This is a genomic window from Stenotrophomonas maltophilia group sp. RY12688 (assembly GCF_052149045.1).
Taxonomy (GTDB): Bacteria; Pseudomonadota; Gammaproteobacteria; order Xanthomonadales; family Xanthomonadaceae; genus Stenotrophomonas; species Stenotrophomonas sepilia.
Genome location: NZ_CP197389.1, coordinates 1,119,438 through 1,135,414, shown reverse-complemented (window position 1 = coordinate 1,135,414; position 15,977 = coordinate 1,119,438). Strand labels below are relative to the sequence as shown.

Annotated in this window: 15 protein-coding genes; 13 read left to right on the top strand and 2 right to left on the bottom strand. The window is 67.4% G+C overall.

Translation table 11 applies throughout. The annotated features are described in order from the left end of the window. Positions 1–119: 119 nt before the first annotated feature. Entirely contained in the window at positions 120–755 is a 636-nt protein-coding gene (locus ACS0OT_RS05280; protein WP_442256071.1) for a LysE/ArgO family amino acid transporter, read from the bottom strand. Positions 756–893: 138 nt separating this feature from the next. Here ACS0OT_RS05280 and ACS0OT_RS05275 point away from each other — a divergent pair, with 138 nt between their 5' ends. From ACS0OT_RS05275 to ACS0OT_RS05215, 13 genes are all read left to right on the top strand, one after another. Further along, positions 894–1,799, top strand: a complete 906-nt coding sequence (locus tag ACS0OT_RS05275; RefSeq protein WP_235649515.1) for a LysR family transcriptional regulator ArgP — start codon at positions 894–896, stop codon at positions 1,797–1,799. 183 nt (positions 1,800–1,982) lie between these two features. After that, positions 1,983–2,462, top strand: coding sequence for a GNAT family N-acetyltransferase (locus ACS0OT_RS05270; protein WP_442256070.1), 480 nt, complete (start codon positions 1,983–1,985; stop codon positions 2,460–2,462). Between the two features lie 154 nt (positions 2,463–2,616). Next, positions 2,617–4,308, top strand: coding sequence for a malate dehydrogenase (quinone) (gene mqo / locus ACS0OT_RS05265; RefSeq protein WP_072168682.1), 1,692 nt, complete (start codon positions 2,617–2,619; stop codon positions 4,306–4,308). Between the two features lie 355 nt (positions 4,309–4,663). Beyond that, on the top strand, positions 4,664–6,871 hold the full coding sequence (locus ACS0OT_RS05260; protein WP_442256069.1) for a TonB-dependent siderophore receptor: 2,208 nt from the start codon (positions 4,664–4,666) through the stop codon (positions 6,869–6,871). Between the two features lie 189 nt (positions 6,872–7,060). After that, positions 7,061–8,704 (top strand): malonate decarboxylase subunit alpha, encoded by a 1,644-nt coding sequence (mdcA, locus tag ACS0OT_RS05255; RefSeq protein WP_353088582.1) that lies wholly within the window; start codon positions 7,061–7,063, stop codon positions 8,702–8,704. 10 nt (positions 8,705–8,714) lie between these two features. Then, positions 8,715–9,035, top strand: a complete 321-nt coding sequence (gene mdcC / locus ACS0OT_RS05250; RefSeq protein ID WP_065178127.1) for a malonate decarboxylase acyl carrier protein — start codon at positions 8,715–8,717, stop codon at positions 9,033–9,035. After that, a complete protein-coding gene (locus ACS0OT_RS05245; RefSeq protein WP_442256068.1) occupies positions 9,032–9,940 on the top strand; it encodes a biotin-independent malonate decarboxylase subunit beta in 909 nt (302 codons plus the stop codon). Before mdcC ends, ACS0OT_RS05245 begins: the two co-directional genes overlap by 4 nt. Before the next feature lie 2 nt (positions 9,941–9,942). Beyond that, positions 9,943–10,647: a biotin-independent malonate decarboxylase subunit gamma gene (mdcE, locus tag ACS0OT_RS05240; RefSeq protein WP_442256415.1), complete on the top strand. Its 705-nt coding sequence runs from the start codon at positions 9,943–9,945 to the stop codon at positions 10,645–10,647. Further along, positions 10,640–11,281 carry a malonate decarboxylase holo-[acyl-carrier-protein] synthase gene (gene mdcG / locus ACS0OT_RS05235; RefSeq protein ID WP_065178129.1) on the top strand — a complete coding sequence of 214 codons (642 nt, stop codon included), beginning with the start codon at positions 10,640–10,642 and terminating at the stop codon, positions 11,279–11,281. The genes mdcE and mdcG overlap by 8 nt, the downstream gene beginning before the upstream one ends. After that, positions 11,278–12,135: a triphosphoribosyl-dephospho-CoA synthase MdcB gene (gene mdcB, locus ACS0OT_RS05230; RefSeq protein ID WP_065186001.1), complete on the top strand. Its 858-nt coding sequence runs from the start codon at positions 11,278–11,280 to the stop codon at positions 12,133–12,135. Before mdcG ends, mdcB begins: the two co-directional genes overlap by 4 nt. Beyond that, positions 12,132–13,052, top strand: a complete 921-nt coding sequence (gene mdcH / locus ACS0OT_RS05225) for a malonate decarboxylase subunit epsilon (RefSeq protein WP_065196560.1) — start codon at positions 12,132–12,134, stop codon at positions 13,050–13,052. The genes mdcB and mdcH overlap by 4 nt, the downstream gene beginning before the upstream one ends. Before the next feature lie 105 nt (positions 13,053–13,157). Further along, on the top strand, positions 13,158–14,525 hold the full coding sequence (locus ACS0OT_RS05220; protein WP_049445977.1) for an SLC13 family permease: 1,368 nt from the start codon (positions 13,158–13,160) through the stop codon (positions 14,523–14,525). 105 nt (positions 14,526–14,630) lie between these two features. Next, entirely contained in the window at positions 14,631–15,350 is a 720-nt protein-coding gene (locus ACS0OT_RS05215; RefSeq protein WP_065196561.1) for a GntR family transcriptional regulator, read from the top strand. A gap of 163 nt (positions 15,351–15,513) precedes the next feature. Here ACS0OT_RS05215 and ACS0OT_RS05210 read toward each other — a convergent pair whose 3' ends face one another. Beyond that, entirely contained in the window at positions 15,514–15,846 is a 333-nt protein-coding gene (locus tag ACS0OT_RS05210; protein WP_065196562.1) for a hypothetical protein, read from the bottom strand. Positions 15,847–15,977: the final 131 nt, after the last annotated feature.

Here is a 15,977-nt window from a genome sequence, read left to right as displayed (position 1 = left end):
AGGCAGCGCCGAGCGTTTGACGCCAGAGCCGGAAAAGACGACGGCACCGTTGCCGGTGCCGTCGTTGCCACTACCTTGGAGAGAGAGTCAGGACGTGGGTTCGGGGGGCGTACGCCGGGTCAGTGGACCCCGCGCACCGCCAACATGAGGGCCAGGATGCTGAGGATCACGGCGATGGTGCCGTCGAGCACGCGCCAGGTGCCGGGCTTGGTGAACAGCGGCGCCAGCAGGCGTGCGCCGAGGCCCTGCGCGGTCAGCCACAGGCAGCTGGCGGTGACCACGCCAGCAGCGAAAGCCATGCGGGCGTTGCCGAAGTTCTCGGCGATCGAGCCGATCACCATCATGTCCAGCCAGAAGTGCGGGTTGATCAGCGAGAAGCCGACCGCGGCCATCAGCACCGCGCGGCGGCTGCCGTCGTCGCTGTCGGCCTCGCCCATGCCACCACCCCCGGCGATCGCACGGCGTGCCGACTTCATCGCATACCAGGCCAGGAACGCGACACCGGTCCACAGCACGGCGGTCGTCAGCCACGGCAGCGCCGAGGTGAGCGTGCGCAGGCCGGCCACGCTGGCGAAGATGAAGATGGCATCGATGGCCGCGCAGGTGGCGACCACCGGCACGATGTGCTTGCGCAGGATGCCCTGGCGCAGAATGAAGGCGCTCTGGGCGCCGACCACCGCGAACAGGCCGACGCCGGTGGCTGCACCAGAGAACCAGGCACCGAGGCCGGTGCTGGCGGAGATGACCGAGAACATGGGATTCACTGCCTTGTATTGCTTGGGGGGACGGTGCCTCGCGAAGGCGGACAGCACCGGAACGGACGCCATTGTCGCGCCGCAACATGGAAAAGACGAGCTAAACTTCCTAAACCAACATTAGCGGAGCTTAATTCGATGCGCATCGATCATGCCCAGCTGCGCGCCCTGGCCGCGGTGATCCGCGAAGGCAGCTTCGACCGCGCCGCACAGTCGTTGAATGTCACGCCCTCGGCCATCTCGCAGCGGGTCAAGGCGCTGGAGGACCGGATCGGCCGCCTGCTGGTCAAGCGCGGCACGCCTGCCACGGCCACCGCCGAGGGGCAGCTGCTGGTGCAGCTGGCCGAGCAGACCGCCCTGCTCGAACACGATGCGCTGCACCGGATGGGCCTGGCCGATGGGGACCTGCCCCAGGCCAGCATCCCGGTGGCGGTGAACCACGACAGCCTGGAAACCTGGTTTCCGCAGGCCGCCTACCAGTTCGCGCAGACCACCGGCACCACCCTGGACCTGCGTGTGGAAGACCAGGACCACACCGTGGAGCTGCTGCGCCAGGGTACGGTGCTGGGCGCAGTGACCACGCTGGACGAGCCGGTGCAGGGCTGCCAGATCCATGCGCTGGGCAGCATCCGCTATGCAGCGACCTGCACGCCGGAGTTCCGCGAACGCCACTTTGCCAAGGGCGTGACCGCGCAGGCGCTGGCGCAGGCACCGGTGCTGGTGTTCAACCGCAAGGACGAAATGCAGTCGCGCTTCGCCCGGCGCATGGCCGGCGACGACCTGCCCAGCACCGCACCGACCTGGTGGATCCCCTCCACCCGCGCCTTCGTGCAGGCCAACCTCGGCGGCATGGGCTGGACCATGAACCCGCTGCCGCTGGTCAAGCGCCACCTGGACGCCGGGCGACTGGTCTACGTGCGCCAGCGCGCGTGGGAAGACGTGCCGCTGTACTGGCAGCACTGGAAGGGCGACGTGCAGACCATGGCTCTTCTGACCCGCGCCGTGCTGGATGCGTCCTCGGCGCTGATCCGGCGCAAGCGCTGACGCCCAGCGGGAAAAAGGGGACGGAGGGGATTAAGTCGTCTTTGCCCCGGATGTCGTTTGGGTCTTAAACGACTTAATCCCCTCCGTCCCCTTTTTTGCTCCATCGGATCTCCACGTAGGCTCCACACTAGGTCCATGCGTGATGCGGATACTGGTCGGCCGATCACTGCAAGGATGCCCTGCATGCCTGTATTCGTCCGCGACGCCCGCCCCGAAGATGCCGCCGCCTGCATCGACCTGCGCGGGCGCACCCGCGAGAACGCTTTCAGTGCGGCCCAGCTGGCAGAACTGGGCATCACCGAGGACAGCTGGGCAGCCGGCATCGCCCAGGGCAATTCGATCGGCCGCGTCGCCTGGGACGGCGAGCGCATGGCCGGTTACTGCTTCGCCGATCGTGACAGCGGCGAGGTGCTGGTGCTTGCCCTGCTGCCGGACTACGAGGGCCGCGGCATCGGCCGCCAGCTGCTGCAGGACGTGGTCAGCCTGACCCGCGATGCCGGCCACCAGCGGCTGTTCCTGGCCTGCTCGGCCGACCCGCGTTCGCGCTCGCATGGCTTCTACCGCCGCCTGGGCTGGCGCCCGACCGGCGAGCTCGATGAGGCCGGCGACGAGATCCTTGAGCTGGTCCCCACCGTCGCCGGGCGCCGCCTGCCGCCCACGTGACAGCGTCGCGAAACGTCGGATGCTGCGTTGCATCAAAAAACGACCGGATCCGGTTAGAATCGCGGATGGATGCTGCAAGGCGTTGTTTCTTCACGCCCTTTCCCTGCCCCACGCGCATCCTGACCCCTTCCCCTCCGCCAACGATCCCGCCCCCATGAAGAAATTTGGCAAGGCCCTGCTCGCCCTGCTCGTGCTGCTGTTGCTGGCCGCCGCGCTGTTCCTGTACTGGCCACTGACCCAGCGCTCCGTGCCCGCCGCCAGCAACGACAAGCCCGTCGATGTTGTGCTGGTCGGCGCCGGCATCATGAGCATCACCCTGGCCACCTACCTGCAGGAACTGCAGCCGGACTGGAACATCCAGGTCTACGAACGCCTCGACGGCGTCGCCGGTGAAAGCTCCGATGGCTGGAACAACGCCGGCACCGGCCACTCGGCGTTCGCCGAACTGAACTACACCCCGGAACTGCCCGACGGCAGCATCGAGACCAAGCGCGCGGTCGGCATCGCCGAATCGTTCGAGGTCTCGCGCCAGTTCTGGTCGCACCAGGTGAAGGAAGGCCGGCTGAGCCAGCCCAGCGACTTCATCAACCCGACCCCGCACATGAGCTTCGTCTGGGGCGATGACAACATCGCCTACCTGCACAAGCGCCAGCAGGCCCTGGTGAAGAACCCGCTGTTCTACGGCATGCAGTACTCCGAGGATCCGGCGCAGATCAAGCAGTGGGCCCCGCTGCTGATGGAAGGCCGTGACCCGAAGCAGAAGGTTGCCGCGACCTGGATGCCGCTCGGTACCGACGTCAACTTCGGTGTGATCACCCGCCAGCTGACCGCCGGCCTGCAGCGCAGCCCGAACTTCAGCCTGCACCTGAACCATGAAGTGACCGCCCTGCGGCAGAACGCCGACAAGAGCTGGAACGTGACGGTGAAGGATCTCAAGGCCGGCACCGAAACCACCACTCACACCCGCTTCGTGTTCATCGGTGCCGGCGGCGCCGCGCTGAAGCTGCTGCAGATGTCGGGCATTCCGGAATCGAAGGACTACGCAGGCTTCCCGGTCGGTGGCCAGTTCCTCGCCTTCCAGGGCCAGGACGTGACCTCGCGCCATGGCGTAAAGGCCTACGGCATGGCCGAAACCGGTTCGCCGCCGATGTCGGTGCCGCACCTGGATGCACGCAAGCTGGACGGCAAGCCGGTGGTCCTGTTCGGGCCGTTCGCGCTGTACAGCACCAAGTTCCTCAAGCACGGCTCGTGGTGGGACCTGTATTCCTCGGTGACCCACAACAACGTTGGCCCGATGCTGGAAGTGGGCAAGGACAACCTGGACCTGGTGCAGTACCTGATGGGCCAGGCGCGCCTGAACGATGCCGACCGCCAGGCCGAACTGGTCAAGTACTTCCCCAATGCCAAGCCGGGTGACTGGAAGCTGGTCACCGCCGGCCAGCGCGTGCAGATCATCAAGCGCGATCCGCTGAAGGGCCCGGTGCTGCAGTTCGGTACCGAGATCGTGACCGACAAGGACCACACCATCGCCGCACTGCTCGGCGCGTCGCCGGGCGCGTCGACCTCGCCGCCGATCATGCTGGACCTGATGGCCAAGGCCTTCCCGGACCAGATGAAGGCCGGTTGGGAAACCCGCCTGCGCGAGATCGTGCCGTCGTATGGGCGCAAGCTCAACGACAGCCCGGCGCTGGTGAACGAGATCCGTACGCTGACCAGCCAGACCCTGCACCTGCCGTACCTGGAGGTGCCGGTGGATGCGAACGCGGCGGTGCCGGCTCCGGCCGCTGCGGCTCCGGCTCCGGCGAAGGAAAAGCGCAATGCCAATGAGGAACTGCAGGCGCTGTAAGCCCGCGCGTTCCTTCGATGCAGACGGACGGCCACCTTCGGGTGGCCGTTTGTTTTTGTGCGAGGTGGGTCGGATCCCTCCCGCACGGGCGGGCTCTGACCTGCGATTGGGCGTCGATGATGGGGTCAGAGCCCATTGCCTGCAGCAACGGGATCCGACCCCAGCCCGCCACCGCTCTGCGCCGGGAAGCCCCTGCGCAGTGACGCGAATTGTAATGGTGTTAAGAATTATTTACATTTGCACCCTGCGCAGTGATCGCGCCGCTCCAGATGGACCTGACCGTGCCCGAAGCCGCCGCCCCGGGTGCTGGACGACTGTTGCCGCCCTTCCCCCGTTTCCAAGCCTCGAGCCCACCATGCCCCTGCCTGTCCGTAACCGCCTGCCCCGCCGCGCGCTGCTGCCGGCTGCCCTGCTTTCGTCGCTGACCCTGCTGACCACGCCCGCCGCGTTCGCCGCCACCGATGCCGCCGGCGATGCCAAGACCCTGGACCGGGTCAGCGTCCGGGCCGAGCAGTCCGCTCCGCCGGCCAGCACCACGCGCCTGCCGATCACCCTGCAGGAAACCCCGCAGTCGGCCACCGCGATCAGCCTGCAGCGCCTGCAGGACGAATCACTGTTCAGCATCAACGATGTGATGCGCAACGTGACCGGCGTCAGCGTGTCCTTCTATGACACGCAGCGCCCGCTGTACTACGCGCGCGGCTTCGCCATCACCGACTTCCAGGTCGACGGCATTCCCACCTACAGCGGCTCCACCAACCAGGAATACGACACCGCCTTCTACGACCGCATCGAAGTGATCCGCGGTGCCAACGGCCTGCTCAGCGGCGCCGGCGTGCCGTCGGCCACGGTCAACCTGCTGCGCAAGCGCCCCGGCAAGGAATTCGACGCGTCGTTCGCGGTCAGCGCCGGCAGCTGGGACTACCGCCGCATGGAAGCCGACGTCACCGCGCCGCTGACCGATGACGGCCGTTTCCGCAGCCGCGTGGTCGCCGCCTACACCGATCGTGGCCTGTATTATGACCGTTACGACGAGAACAAGATGGCCGGCATGGCGGTGCTGGAAGGCGATGTCACCGACGGCACCACGCTCACCCTCGGCTACCAGACCCAGGACAACAACCCGACCGGTTCGACCTGGGGCACCGTGCCGTTCTTCGACAGCCAGGGCAATTTCGCCCATCTGCCGCGCTCGACCAACCTGTCGCCGAAGTGGAGCTACTGGAAGCGCGAGAGCAACACCGCCTTCGCCAACCTGGAACAGCGCTTCGGCGACAACTGGCTGCTGAAGATCAACACCGCCTACACTCGCGGCAACGTGCAGAACGTGCGCCTGTACGGCACCGGCAACCCGGACCCGGTGACCGGCTCGGGCATCTTCCTGCGTGCGGCCGCCGGTGATTCGAAAGACACCCGCCGCAATGTCGATGCTTACCTGACCGGCAACTTCCCGCTGTTCGGCCGCGACCACGACCTCACGGTCGGTGCCCAGTGGTCGGATCTGGAAGGGACCACTAACACCGTGGCGCTGAACTTCCCGAGCGACTGGGCAACGTGTGTCAGCGCCACGGGTGCACGCGAGCGCTGCTACTACATCCCCAACGTATACAGCTGGAACGGCGATATCTCCGAGGTGACCTACCGCCGCACCGGCGCGCGCCGCGTGGCCAAGACCACGCAGAGTGGCGTCTATCTGGCCACCCGCCTGCACCTGGCCGATCCGCTGTCGCTGATCGCCGGTGCACGCCTGAGCCGGTGGGAAACCCTCACCCGCTCCTACAACGCCGCCGGCGCCTATACCGGCACCAGCGGTGCGTACAAGGTGAGCGATGAAGTCACTCCGTACGTGGGCCTGGTCTACGAGATCACCCCGAACGTGTCGGCCTATGCCAGCTACACCGAGATCTTCAATCCGCAGAACTACAAGGACCGCAACGAGAACCTGCTGGCGCCGGTGCAGGGCTCGAACCTGGAAGCGGGCATCAAGACGCAGTGGTTCGATGGCCGCCTGACCGCAAATGCCGCTGTGTTCGAGGCCAAGCAGGACAACTACGCGGTGCGTGACATGGGCGTGCCGGAGGGTTCGCTCAGCGACGGCAGCTCGGCCTACATCGGCGTCAACGGTACCAAGGCGCGTGGCTGGGAGATGGATATCAACGGCGAAATCCTGCCGGGCTGGACGGTCAATGCCGGCTACACCCACGTCAAGGTCACCCGCGCCGCCACCGACCTGCTGTACGCCAACCCGCCCAAGGACCTGCTGCAGCTCAACACGCAACTGCAGCTGCGCGGTGCGCTTGAACGCCTGAGCATCGGCGGTGGCCTGCAGTGGCAGAGCAAGGTGCAGGGCTACAACATCGCCTACCCGCTGGGCGGCACGGTGACCGTGAACCAGCCGGCGTACATGCTGGTGCAATTCAATGCCAACTACCGCATCAGCGACAGCTGGACTGCAACGCTGAGCGTGCGCAACGCGCTGGACAAGACTTACTGGGCCAACCTGGACTACAACAACTACGGCGAGCCGCGCTTCGTGTCGGCCAGCCTGCGCTGGAAGTTCTGAGCCACCTGCGAACCGGTGGATGCCTGGTGGGTGCCGACCGTTGGTCGGCACGCCCTCCGCCACGACCCACCGTCGCGGCCTACCTGAATGGGCCCGCCTCCGCGCGGGCCCTTCTTTTTGCTGCACTGCAGGTTGTACCCACTTCGTAATTATGACGTAATTATACCAACACCCGTCGGAAGCCGGTCAATGAACCCGAGCTGGGATACGTTGGAACGCAGTCGCCAAGCCCGCCTGGAACGTGCCGCGCCGTGGGCCCGGGGACGCGAGGTCGCCAGCAGCGACGTCGGCGAGTTGCTGCACGCAGTGCTGGAGCCAGGCGACAAGGTCTGCCTGGAGGGCAACAACCAGAAGCAGGCAGATTTCCTCGCCCAGGCGCTGGCCGACCTCGACCCCGCCCGCGTGCATGATCTGCACATGGTGCAGTCGGTCCTCTCACTGCCCTCGCACCTGGACGTATTCGAGCGTGGCATCGCCTCGAAACTGGATTTCTCGTTCTCCGGCCCGCAATCGGTGCGACTGGCCAACCTGGTGGCCGAAGGGCGCATCCAGATCGGTGCCATCCACACCTACCTGGAACTGTTCGGCCGCTACTTCATCGACCTTACGCCGCGCGTAGCGCTGGTCGCCGCGCAGGCCGCCGACCGCCACGGCAACCTCTATACCGGGCCGAATACCGAAGACACTCCGGTGATCGTCGAAGCCACCGCCTTCGGTGGCGGCATCGTCATCGCCCAGGTCAACGAGATCGTCGACAGCCTCCCCCGCGTCGATATTCCTGCGGACTGGGTCAACTTCGTGGTGCAGGCGCCGAAGCCGAACCATATCGAGCCGCTGTTCACCCGCGACCCTGCGCAGATCTCCGAGATCCAGGTGCTGATGGCAATGATGGCCATCAAGGGCATCTACGCCGAGTACGGCGTGAATCGTTTGAATCACGGCATCGGCTTCGATACCGCCGCCATCGAACTGCTGCTCCCCACCTACGCCGAATCGCTCGGGCTGAAGGGAAAGATCTGCCAGCACTGGGCGTTGAACCCACACCCGGCACTGATTCCGGCGATCGAATCGGGCTTCGTCAGATCGGTGCATTCGTTCGGTTCGGAACTGGGCATGGAGAAATACATTGCCGCGCGGGGCGACGTGTTTTTCACCGGCGCCGACGGCTCGATGCGTTCCAACCGCGCGTTCTCGCAGACCGCAGGCCTGTATGCCTGCGACATGTTCATCGGTTCCACCCTGCAGATCGACCTGCAGGGCAACAGTTCCACTGCCACCCGCGACCGCATCGCCGGCTTTGGCGGCGCACCGAACATGGGCTCGGACGCGCGCGGCCGCCGCCATGCCAGCGAGGCCTGGATCAAGGCCGGCCAGCAGGCCGCACGCCCGGGCGAGATGCCACGCGGGCGCAAACTGGTGGTGCAGATGGTGGAAACCTTCCGCGAGCACATGGCCCCGGCATTCGTTGACCGCCTCGACGCCTGGGAACTGGCCGAACGCGCGAACATGCCGCTGCCGCCGGTGATGATCTACGGCGACGACGTCAGCCATGTGCTGACCGAGGAAGGCATCGCCAACCTGCTGCTGTGCCGCACCCCCGAGGAGCGCGAACAGGCGATCCGTGGCGTGGCCGGCTATACCGCCGTGGGCATCGGGCGCGACCGCGCGATGGTGGAGAACCTGCGCGACCGCGGCGTGATCCGCCGTCCCGGTGACCTCGGCATCTCCGTGCGCGATGCCAGCCGTGACCTGCTGGCGGCGCGTTCGGTGAAGGACCTGGTGCGCTGGTCCGGCGGTCTGTACGACCCGCCCAAGCGCTTCCGCAACTGGTAAGGGGCTGAGCATGGAAACCCTCGACTATCGATTCGAAGGCCGCACCGACGTGCCGTTCGCGCGCGATGCGGTGCTGGTGGGCGTGCTGGCGTCAGGCAACCTGGAAATCCTGCTGGAACCGGCGGCGCAGCAGGGCGCGATGACGGTGCGCGTCATCACCGCCGCGCAGGGCTTCGGCAGCATCTGGCAGGCGGTGATCAACGACTTCGCACAGCGTCATCCGCTGCGCGATGTGCGCGTCTCGATCAACGACGCCGGTGCGACCCCGGCCGTGGTCAGCCTGCGCCTGGACCAGGCCGTGGAAACCCTGCTGGCCGGAGGCGCGCCATGAACCACGTACAGCGCCACAGCTATTACGAAGCCGATGCGCGCGAGCGCATCGCCGGGCTGGTCGACGCCGGCTCGTTCCACGAGTTCCTCGGCCCGGCGCGACGGATGATGAGTCCGCACCTGGCCCAGCTCGACCAGCCGGCCGCGTTCGACGATGGCATCGTCGTCGGCGAGGCCAGGCTGCAGGGCAAACACGTGCTGCTGGCCGCACAACAGGGTGAATTCATGGGCGGCGGCGTGGGCGAAGTGCATGGCGCCAAGCTGACCGGGCTGCTGCGCCGTGCGGCGTACACCCGCCCTGACGGCGTGCTGCTGCTGCTCGATACCGGCGGCGTGCGGCTACACGAAGCCAATGCGGGCCTGATTGCGATCTCCGAGATCATGCGCGCCACCCTGGACGCGCGTGCAGCGGGCGTGCCGGTGATCGCGCTGATCGGCAGCGGCAACGGCGCCTTCGGTGGCATGGGCATCGTTGCCCGCTGCTGCACCACGGTCATCATGTCCGAGGAAGGCCGGATGTCGCTGTCCGGACCAGAGGTGATCGAAACCGTTCGCGGCGTGGAAGAGTTCGACTCACGCGATCGCGCGCTGGTCTGGCGTGTGACCGGTGGCAAGCACCGGTACCTGATCGACCAGGCGCAGGTGCTGGTGCCCGATGCCCTTGAAGCATTCGCGCTCGCCGCGCGCGACGCGCTGCACCCCGATGCGGGCAGCACTGACCCGGATGCTGCACTGGCCGCATTGCAGGAACGCCATGCGACCTTGAAGGCGCGCGTGCGGGCCTGGGGCGATTGCCGCGATGGCCTGGAGATCTGGGCGCGGCTGGGCATTGCCCACCCCGAACGCCTGCCACTGCTCGACACCGATGAATTCCTCACCGCCACCGGCGACCGGAGCCTGCCATGAGCATGCCGTTGCAGACACTGCTCGATGCCCTGTTTCCGCATGGGCATGCCATTGCGGTGAGCGATTCGGTGCTGACCGGCAGCGCCACCACCGACAACGGCGATGTGACTGTGATCGGCACCGCCAACAAGCTCGAGGTGGGCGTGGACCACGCACTGGCACTGGCCGAAACGGTGCTGGCCAGCACCGCCGCGCATCCGCAGCAACCGATCGTGATGCTGGTCGACACCGCCGGCCAGCGCCTGGCACGCCGCGACGAACTGCTCGGCATCAACGGCTGTTTCGCGCACCTGGCGCAGACGCTGGATCTCGCGCGTCGACGTGGCGCGCGACTGGTCACGCTGGTCTACGGTGAATCCGTCAGTGGTGGCTTCCTCTCGTTCGGGCTGATGGCCGACCACATCCATGCCCTGCCGGATGCGCAGGTGCGGGTGATGGACCTGCGCGCGATGGCCCGGGTGACCAAGCAGCCGCTGGATAAACTGCAGGCGCTGAGCCAGACCTCACCGGTGTTCGCACCGGGCGTGGAGAACTACGTGGCGATGGGTGCGGTGGAATCGTTGTGGGAGGGTAATCTTGCCCAGCACCTTCTGCAGGCCCTGCGCACGCCCGCCCATGGCGACCGCCGCGCAGTGCGCGGAGCCGAACGTGGCGGGCGCATGCTTGCCGCACGCGTGGCTGAAGCCGTGAGCCCGGGCGATGCCTGAGCGGCTGCCCCGACATACGCTGGTCTGGCTGTCAGCGCACGCCGGCTGGCAGGCGGACATCGCCGCGCATGAGTCGCGCTTGGCCGACTGGTTTGCACAGGGCCGGCCGGCCATCGTCGCGCGGCGTGCCGCCGACGATGCCGATCCACGCCTGCGTCTCGGCGTGCCGCTGCCGCCCGCCGAGGACAAACTGCGCCTGGCCCTGCGCGTGCCAGCACACGATGTGCTGCGCACCACCCCGCCACCGGCACTTCAGGCGGTGCTGAAAGGCGACGTTCCGCAGGACTGGCGGCGGCCCCTTGAAGTGCTGCAGAACATCGCTGAGGCGCGCGTATTCGGTGCCTTCGCGTGGCAGCACCTTACTGGCCTGCGCTATGTGCACGCGCGCTCGGACGTCGATCTGCTGTGGCCGATCGACACCACCGCGCAGGCCGATGCCCTGGCTGCACGGCTACAGGCATGGGAAGCCGAACACGACCGGCGGGTCGATGGCGAGCTGTGCCTGGGCGGCGACGCCGCCGTGAACTGGCGGGAGTACGCCGGACGCAGCCGCGAGGTACTGGTCAAGCGCCTCGATGGTGCCGCACTGGAACTCCGCGATGCGTTGTTCGCCTCCGCCGGGGTGAGCGCATGAACGCCGTCGTGCAATCGGCAGTCAGGCCGGCAGCTGCCGTGGACAGCGCGCGTCTGGGGCGCCTCGCCGTCGCCAGCCTGCATGCGGAGCTGGCGCTGGCACCCAAGCCCGGACTGGTCACGCCATTCGACAGCGGCAGCCATCACGACATGGACGCCGGCACGTTCCTGCGCAGCCTGTTCGCACTGCGCCACTACTTCACCGCCGTGGCCCGCCTCGGTGCCGCCGGGACGGACTTCGACGCCTTGCGCCGGTGTGGCATCGCCGCCGAGATCGCGATGCTGCGCGCGACCGCCGGCGTCAATACCCATCGTGGCGCGGTCTTCAGTCTCGGCCTGCTGGTGGCGGCCGCCGCGGCCTGTCGCTCCCGCCTGGGCCATGCCGCCACGGGCGAGCAGGTCTGCCAGGAAGTGTGCCGCTGGTCTGCCGAGCTCGCCGACGCACCTCTGGATGCGAACAGCCCTGGCCAGCGCGCGCGCGCACGGCACGGCGTGCAGGGTGTGCGCGAACAAGCGGCCACCGGCTATCCGCTGCTGCGCGGCGTGGCATTGCCTACTATGCGTCACGCGCTGGCCAGCGGCCTGCCACGCGAGGCCGCGATGTGCCAGACCCTGATGCAGCTGATCGCGTGCGTGGATGACCTCAACCTGCTGCACCGTGGCGGCGCCGACGGCCTGCGCTGGGCCCAGCGGCAGGCCCGCACCTTCCTGGAAGCGGGCGGTACCTTCGCGCCGGACTGGCGGACACATCTGCGTCGCATCGGTGATGGCTTCGTCGCGCGCCGGCTGAGCCCGGGCGGCAGCGCAGACCTGTTGGCCTGCAGCGGGTTCCTGCTGCTGCAGGAGCGCGCATGAGCCTGGCCCTGCTCTGCCCCGGCCAAGGCGCGCAGCATGCAGCGATGTTCGACCGCGTGCGCGATCTTCCGGCTGCGCGCCACACCCTTGATCGGGCCAGCACGGTGCTCGGCCGCGATGTGTTTTCCGCCGCGGCGGCCGACGACCGTTTCGACAATGCGCAGGCACAACCGCTGCTGTGCGCGGCCACTCTGGCTCAGTGGCAGGGGCTGCGCGACAACGTGCCAACGCCGACGCTGGCCGCCGGCTACAGCATCGGCGAGTTGGCCGCGCATGCCATCGCCGGTAGCTTCGATGCGGCCACCTGCCTTGCCCTGGCGGCGCAGCGCGCGCAGTTGATGGACGGCGCCAGCCCGGCCGATGCAGGCCTGCAGGCGGTACTTGGCCTGGAGCGCCATGTACTGCAGCCACTGTGCGATCTGCACGGTGCGTACGTGGCCATCGCCAATGGGCAGGACCATTTCATCGTGGGCGGCACGCACGCCGCATTGCAGCGGCTGGCCGGTGCCGCACGGGCGCAGGGTGCCGGCATCCGTCCGCTGCCGGTGCACGTGCCTGCACACACACCGTTGCTGGCGGCGGCGGTAGCACCGTTTGCTGCCGCACTCCATGCCTCGCCACTGCAGGCCCCACGCCTGCCGCTGCTGGCCGGCATCGATGCGCGACCGGTGCGGGATCGCGCAATGGCGGTCCACACGCTGTCGGCGCAGCTGGCGCAGACCATCGAATGGGCGCAGGTGATGCGCCAGGCCTTCGAGCGCGGCGCGCGGGTTTTCCTGCAGCTGGGCCCGGGCAACGCGCTGGCGCGCATGGTCGCACCGGCCTATCCGTGCTGCGAAGTGCGCGCGGTGGAAGAGTTCCAGAGCCTGGAAGGCGCCGCGGCGTGGGTCCGCAGTGCGCTGGAGCGGCTGCAGTAACGGGTTCGAGCAGTACGTATCACGCAACACGCAGTACGTCGCCTTACCCCGGGGATGGCGGGTCTCCATCCGCGCTGTACGTGAGTCACGTGTCTGGGAGGGCGCATGAGTCCACAAATCGCAACGATCATCGGCCTGGTGATCATGTTCATCGTCGCCACGGCGATGCCGATCAACATGGGCGCGGTCGCCTTCGCGTTGGCCTTCATCATCGGTGGGCTGTGGGTCGACATGGGCGGCAAGGAGGTCCTGGCCGGCTTTCCCGGCGATCTGTTCCTGACCCTGGTCGGCATCACCTACCTGTTCGCCATCGCGCAGAAGAACGGCACCATCGACCTGCTGGTGCACTGGGCTGTAAAAGCCGTGCGCGGCCATATCGTGGCCATCCCGTGGGTGATGTTCGTGATCACCGCGGTGCTGACCGCGTTCGGTGCGCTGGGCCCGGCGGCGGTCGCGATCATCGGTCCGGTCGCGCTGCGCTTTGCCAAGCAGTACAACATCAACCCACTGATGATGGGCCTGCTGGTCATCCACGGCGCACAGGCGGGCGGCTTCTCGCCGATCAGCGTGTACGGCAGCATCACCAATGGCGTAGTGCAGAAGGCCGGGCTGGAAGTGACCGAGATGGCGGTGTTCCTGACCAGCCTGGGCTTCAACTTCATGATGGCGACGATCTGCTTCTTCGCCTTCGGTGGCATCGCCCTGCTGCGTCGCGGCTCGATCACCGCGGCAGGAACGATCGGCAATGCCGAACTGGCGATGGCCGGTGGCCCGCAGGCGTCGTCGCGCCAGTTCGCGATCGAAGGCCATGGCGCGCTGGTCGCAGCAGGCGGCGGCACGCTCAGCAATGATCCGGCGGCACTGGATGCGGTGGGCCTGACCCGCGAACGGTTGTTCACCCTGATCGGCCTGCTCGGCCTGGGCGTGGCCGCGCTGATCTACAACCTCAACGTCGGCCTGGTCTCGATCACCGTCGCGGTGGCGCTGGCGCTGCTGTCGCCACAAAGCCAGAAGGGCGCGGTCGATGGCATCAGCTGGTCCACCGTGCTGCTGATCTGTGGCGTGGTGACCTACATCGGCGTGCTGGAACATGCCGGCGCGGTGGACTTCATCGGCAATGGCGTGTCCGACATCGGCATTCCGCTGCTCGGCGCGCTGCTGGTCTGCTACGTCGGCGGCATCGTCTCCGCATTCGCCTCGTCGGCCGCAGTGCTGGGCGCCACGATTCCGTTGGCGGTGCCGTTCCTGATGCAGGGTCACCTCAGCGCCGCCGGCGTGATCTGCGCGCTGGCGGTGTCGTCCACCATCGTCGATGTCAGCCCGTTCTCCACCAATGGCGCACTGGTGGTGGCCTCGGCAGCGAAGGAAGAGCGCGAAACCCTGTTCCGCCGCTTCCTGGTCTACAGCGGTCTTGTGGTGGCGCTTGGACCGCTGCTGGCCTGGCTGGTATTCGTGGTGCCCGGCTGGATGTAACCGCCCAGCGGTAGTGCCGGCCGCTGGCCGGCAATCCCATGAAGCCATCCAGCGATCACGGGTTGCCGGCCAGCGGTCGGCACTACCTGGCGGTACACTTCCTCCATGGCCATTGCCCCCGCCCCGCGATCACCGAAGAAGCGCGCGCCTCTGTATGAAGAGGTGGCCGACCACGTGCGCGAGCGCATCTACGACTACCGGCTGCCGCCGGGCGAGTGGATCGACGAGCCCGCGCTGTGCGAAGAACTGGGCATCAGCCGCACGCCGCTGCGCGAGGCGTTGAAGCTGCTGGCCGCCGAAGGCCTGGTACAGATCGACGCAGGTCGTGGCAGCCGGGTCACCCGGTTGACGCTGGAAGACCTCAACCAGCTGTTCCCGGTAATGGCCATGCTGGAAGGCCGTTGCGCACACGAGGCGGTCAGGCACATCGACGATGCCGGCGTGCAACAACTGGAGGCCCTGCATGCGGCGATGGAAGCGGCGGCGGCCGAGGGCAACATTGCCGAGTACTACCGCAACAACTACCTGATCCACGAAACCGTGCAGCATTACGCGGGCAATCCGTGGCTGATCCGCATCACCCACGACCTGCACCGCATCCTGAAGATGCATCGCGGCCGCCAGCTGCTGACCCCGGGCCGCACGGCGCAGTCGCTGGCCGAACACCGCGAGTTGATGGAGTGCTTCCGCCGCCGCGATGCGCAGGCTGCCGAACGCACCATGGAGCGCCATCTGCTCAGCCAGGGCCAGGCATTGGCCGCCTATGTGGCAGCGGGCGGGTTGTTGAACGTGCCAGCGCCCTTGCCGACCGAAGGCGGCGGTTGAGCGGATGAGGTTGCCGGCCAGCGGCCGGCACTACCGGCCGCAGCCAACCGCTGTTCTGTAGAGGCGGTTGAGCGGATGAGGTTGCCGGCCAGCGGCCGGCACTACCAGGGCGTGACCTCGGCTGGGTAGTGCCGGCCGCTGGCCGGCATCCTGGAACATCTCGTCAATCGCCACCACCGCAGCTGCCGCCGTCACCGCTGCCACCGTCGCTGCTGCAGTCGGAGCTGCTGTGACTTTGATGGCTGTAGCTGTCGCCGGATTGGCCGCCCGGATGATCGTAGCCATCGCCGAAACTGTTGTCGCCCCGGATCCCGGAGCCATCGGCCGTAGCCACCGCCATGCACAGGATGGCGCCGACCAGCGGCAGCAGCCAGACCAGCAGCAGCTGCACCGTCCGGCCACCCGCCGACAGCCCATCACGCCTGACGATCACCACGGTGGCCACCACGTTCAGGCCCAGCACCAGCAGGACCAGCAGAAGGGCAACGATCAGCATTCGGCGACTCCATGCCTGGACTGGAGGCATTATGGCCTGCCACCCCGGCAATGGCCCTGCCTGTCATGAAGATGGGACAATGTGGGGGCGCGCCGGCCTGCCCCGTGGCCGCCGGCGCCCCTCGCACCACA

Coding starts and splice junctions, on each gene's coding strand:
- ACS0OT_RS05270 (WP_442256070.1), top strand. CDS start 1,983: ATGCCTGTATTCGTCCGCGACGCCCGCCCCGAAGATGCCGCCGCCTGC.
- ACS0OT_RS05280 (WP_442256071.1), bottom strand. CDS start 755: ATGTTCTCGGTCATCTCCGCCAGCACCGGCCTCGGTGCCTGGTTCTCT.
- mqo (WP_072168682.1), top strand. CDS start 2,617: ATGAAGAAATTTGGCAAGGCCCTGCTCGCCCTGCTCGTGCTGCTGTTG.
- mdcE (WP_442256415.1), top strand. CDS start 9,943: ATGCCGTTGCAGACACTGCTCGATGCCCTGTTTCCGCATGGGCATGCC.
- mdcH (WP_065196560.1), top strand. CDS start 12,132: ATGAGCCTGGCCCTGCTCTGCCCCGGCCAAGGCGCGCAGCATGCAGCG.
- ACS0OT_RS05260 (WP_442256069.1), top strand. CDS start 4,664: ATGCCCCTGCCTGTCCGTAACCGCCTGCCCCGCCGCGCGCTGCTGCCG.
- mdcA (WP_353088582.1), top strand. CDS start 7,061: ATGAACCCGAGCTGGGATACGTTGGAACGCAGTCGCCAAGCCCGCCTG.
- ACS0OT_RS05275 (WP_235649515.1), top strand. CDS start 894: ATGCGCATCGATCATGCCCAGCTGCGCGCCCTGGCCGCGGTGATCCGC.
- ACS0OT_RS05220 (WP_049445977.1), top strand. CDS start 13,158: ATGAGTCCACAAATCGCAACGATCATCGGCCTGGTGATCATGTTCATC.
- ACS0OT_RS05210 (WP_065196562.1), bottom strand. CDS start 15,846: ATGCTGATCGTTGCCCTTCTGCTGGTCCTGCTGGTGCTGGGCCTGAAC.
- mdcC (WP_065178127.1), top strand. CDS start 8,715: ATGGAAACCCTCGACTATCGATTCGAAGGCCGCACCGACGTGCCGTTC.
- mdcG (WP_065178129.1), top strand. CDS start 10,640: ATGCCTGAGCGGCTGCCCCGACATACGCTGGTCTGGCTGTCAGCGCAC.
- ACS0OT_RS05245 (WP_442256068.1), top strand. CDS start 9,032: ATGAACCACGTACAGCGCCACAGCTATTACGAAGCCGATGCGCGCGAG.
- ACS0OT_RS05215 (WP_065196561.1), top strand. CDS start 14,631: ATGGCCATTGCCCCCGCCCCGCGATCACCGAAGAAGCGCGCGCCTCTG.
- mdcB (WP_065186001.1), top strand. CDS start 11,278: ATGAACGCCGTCGTGCAATCGGCAGTCAGGCCGGCAGCTGCCGTGGAC.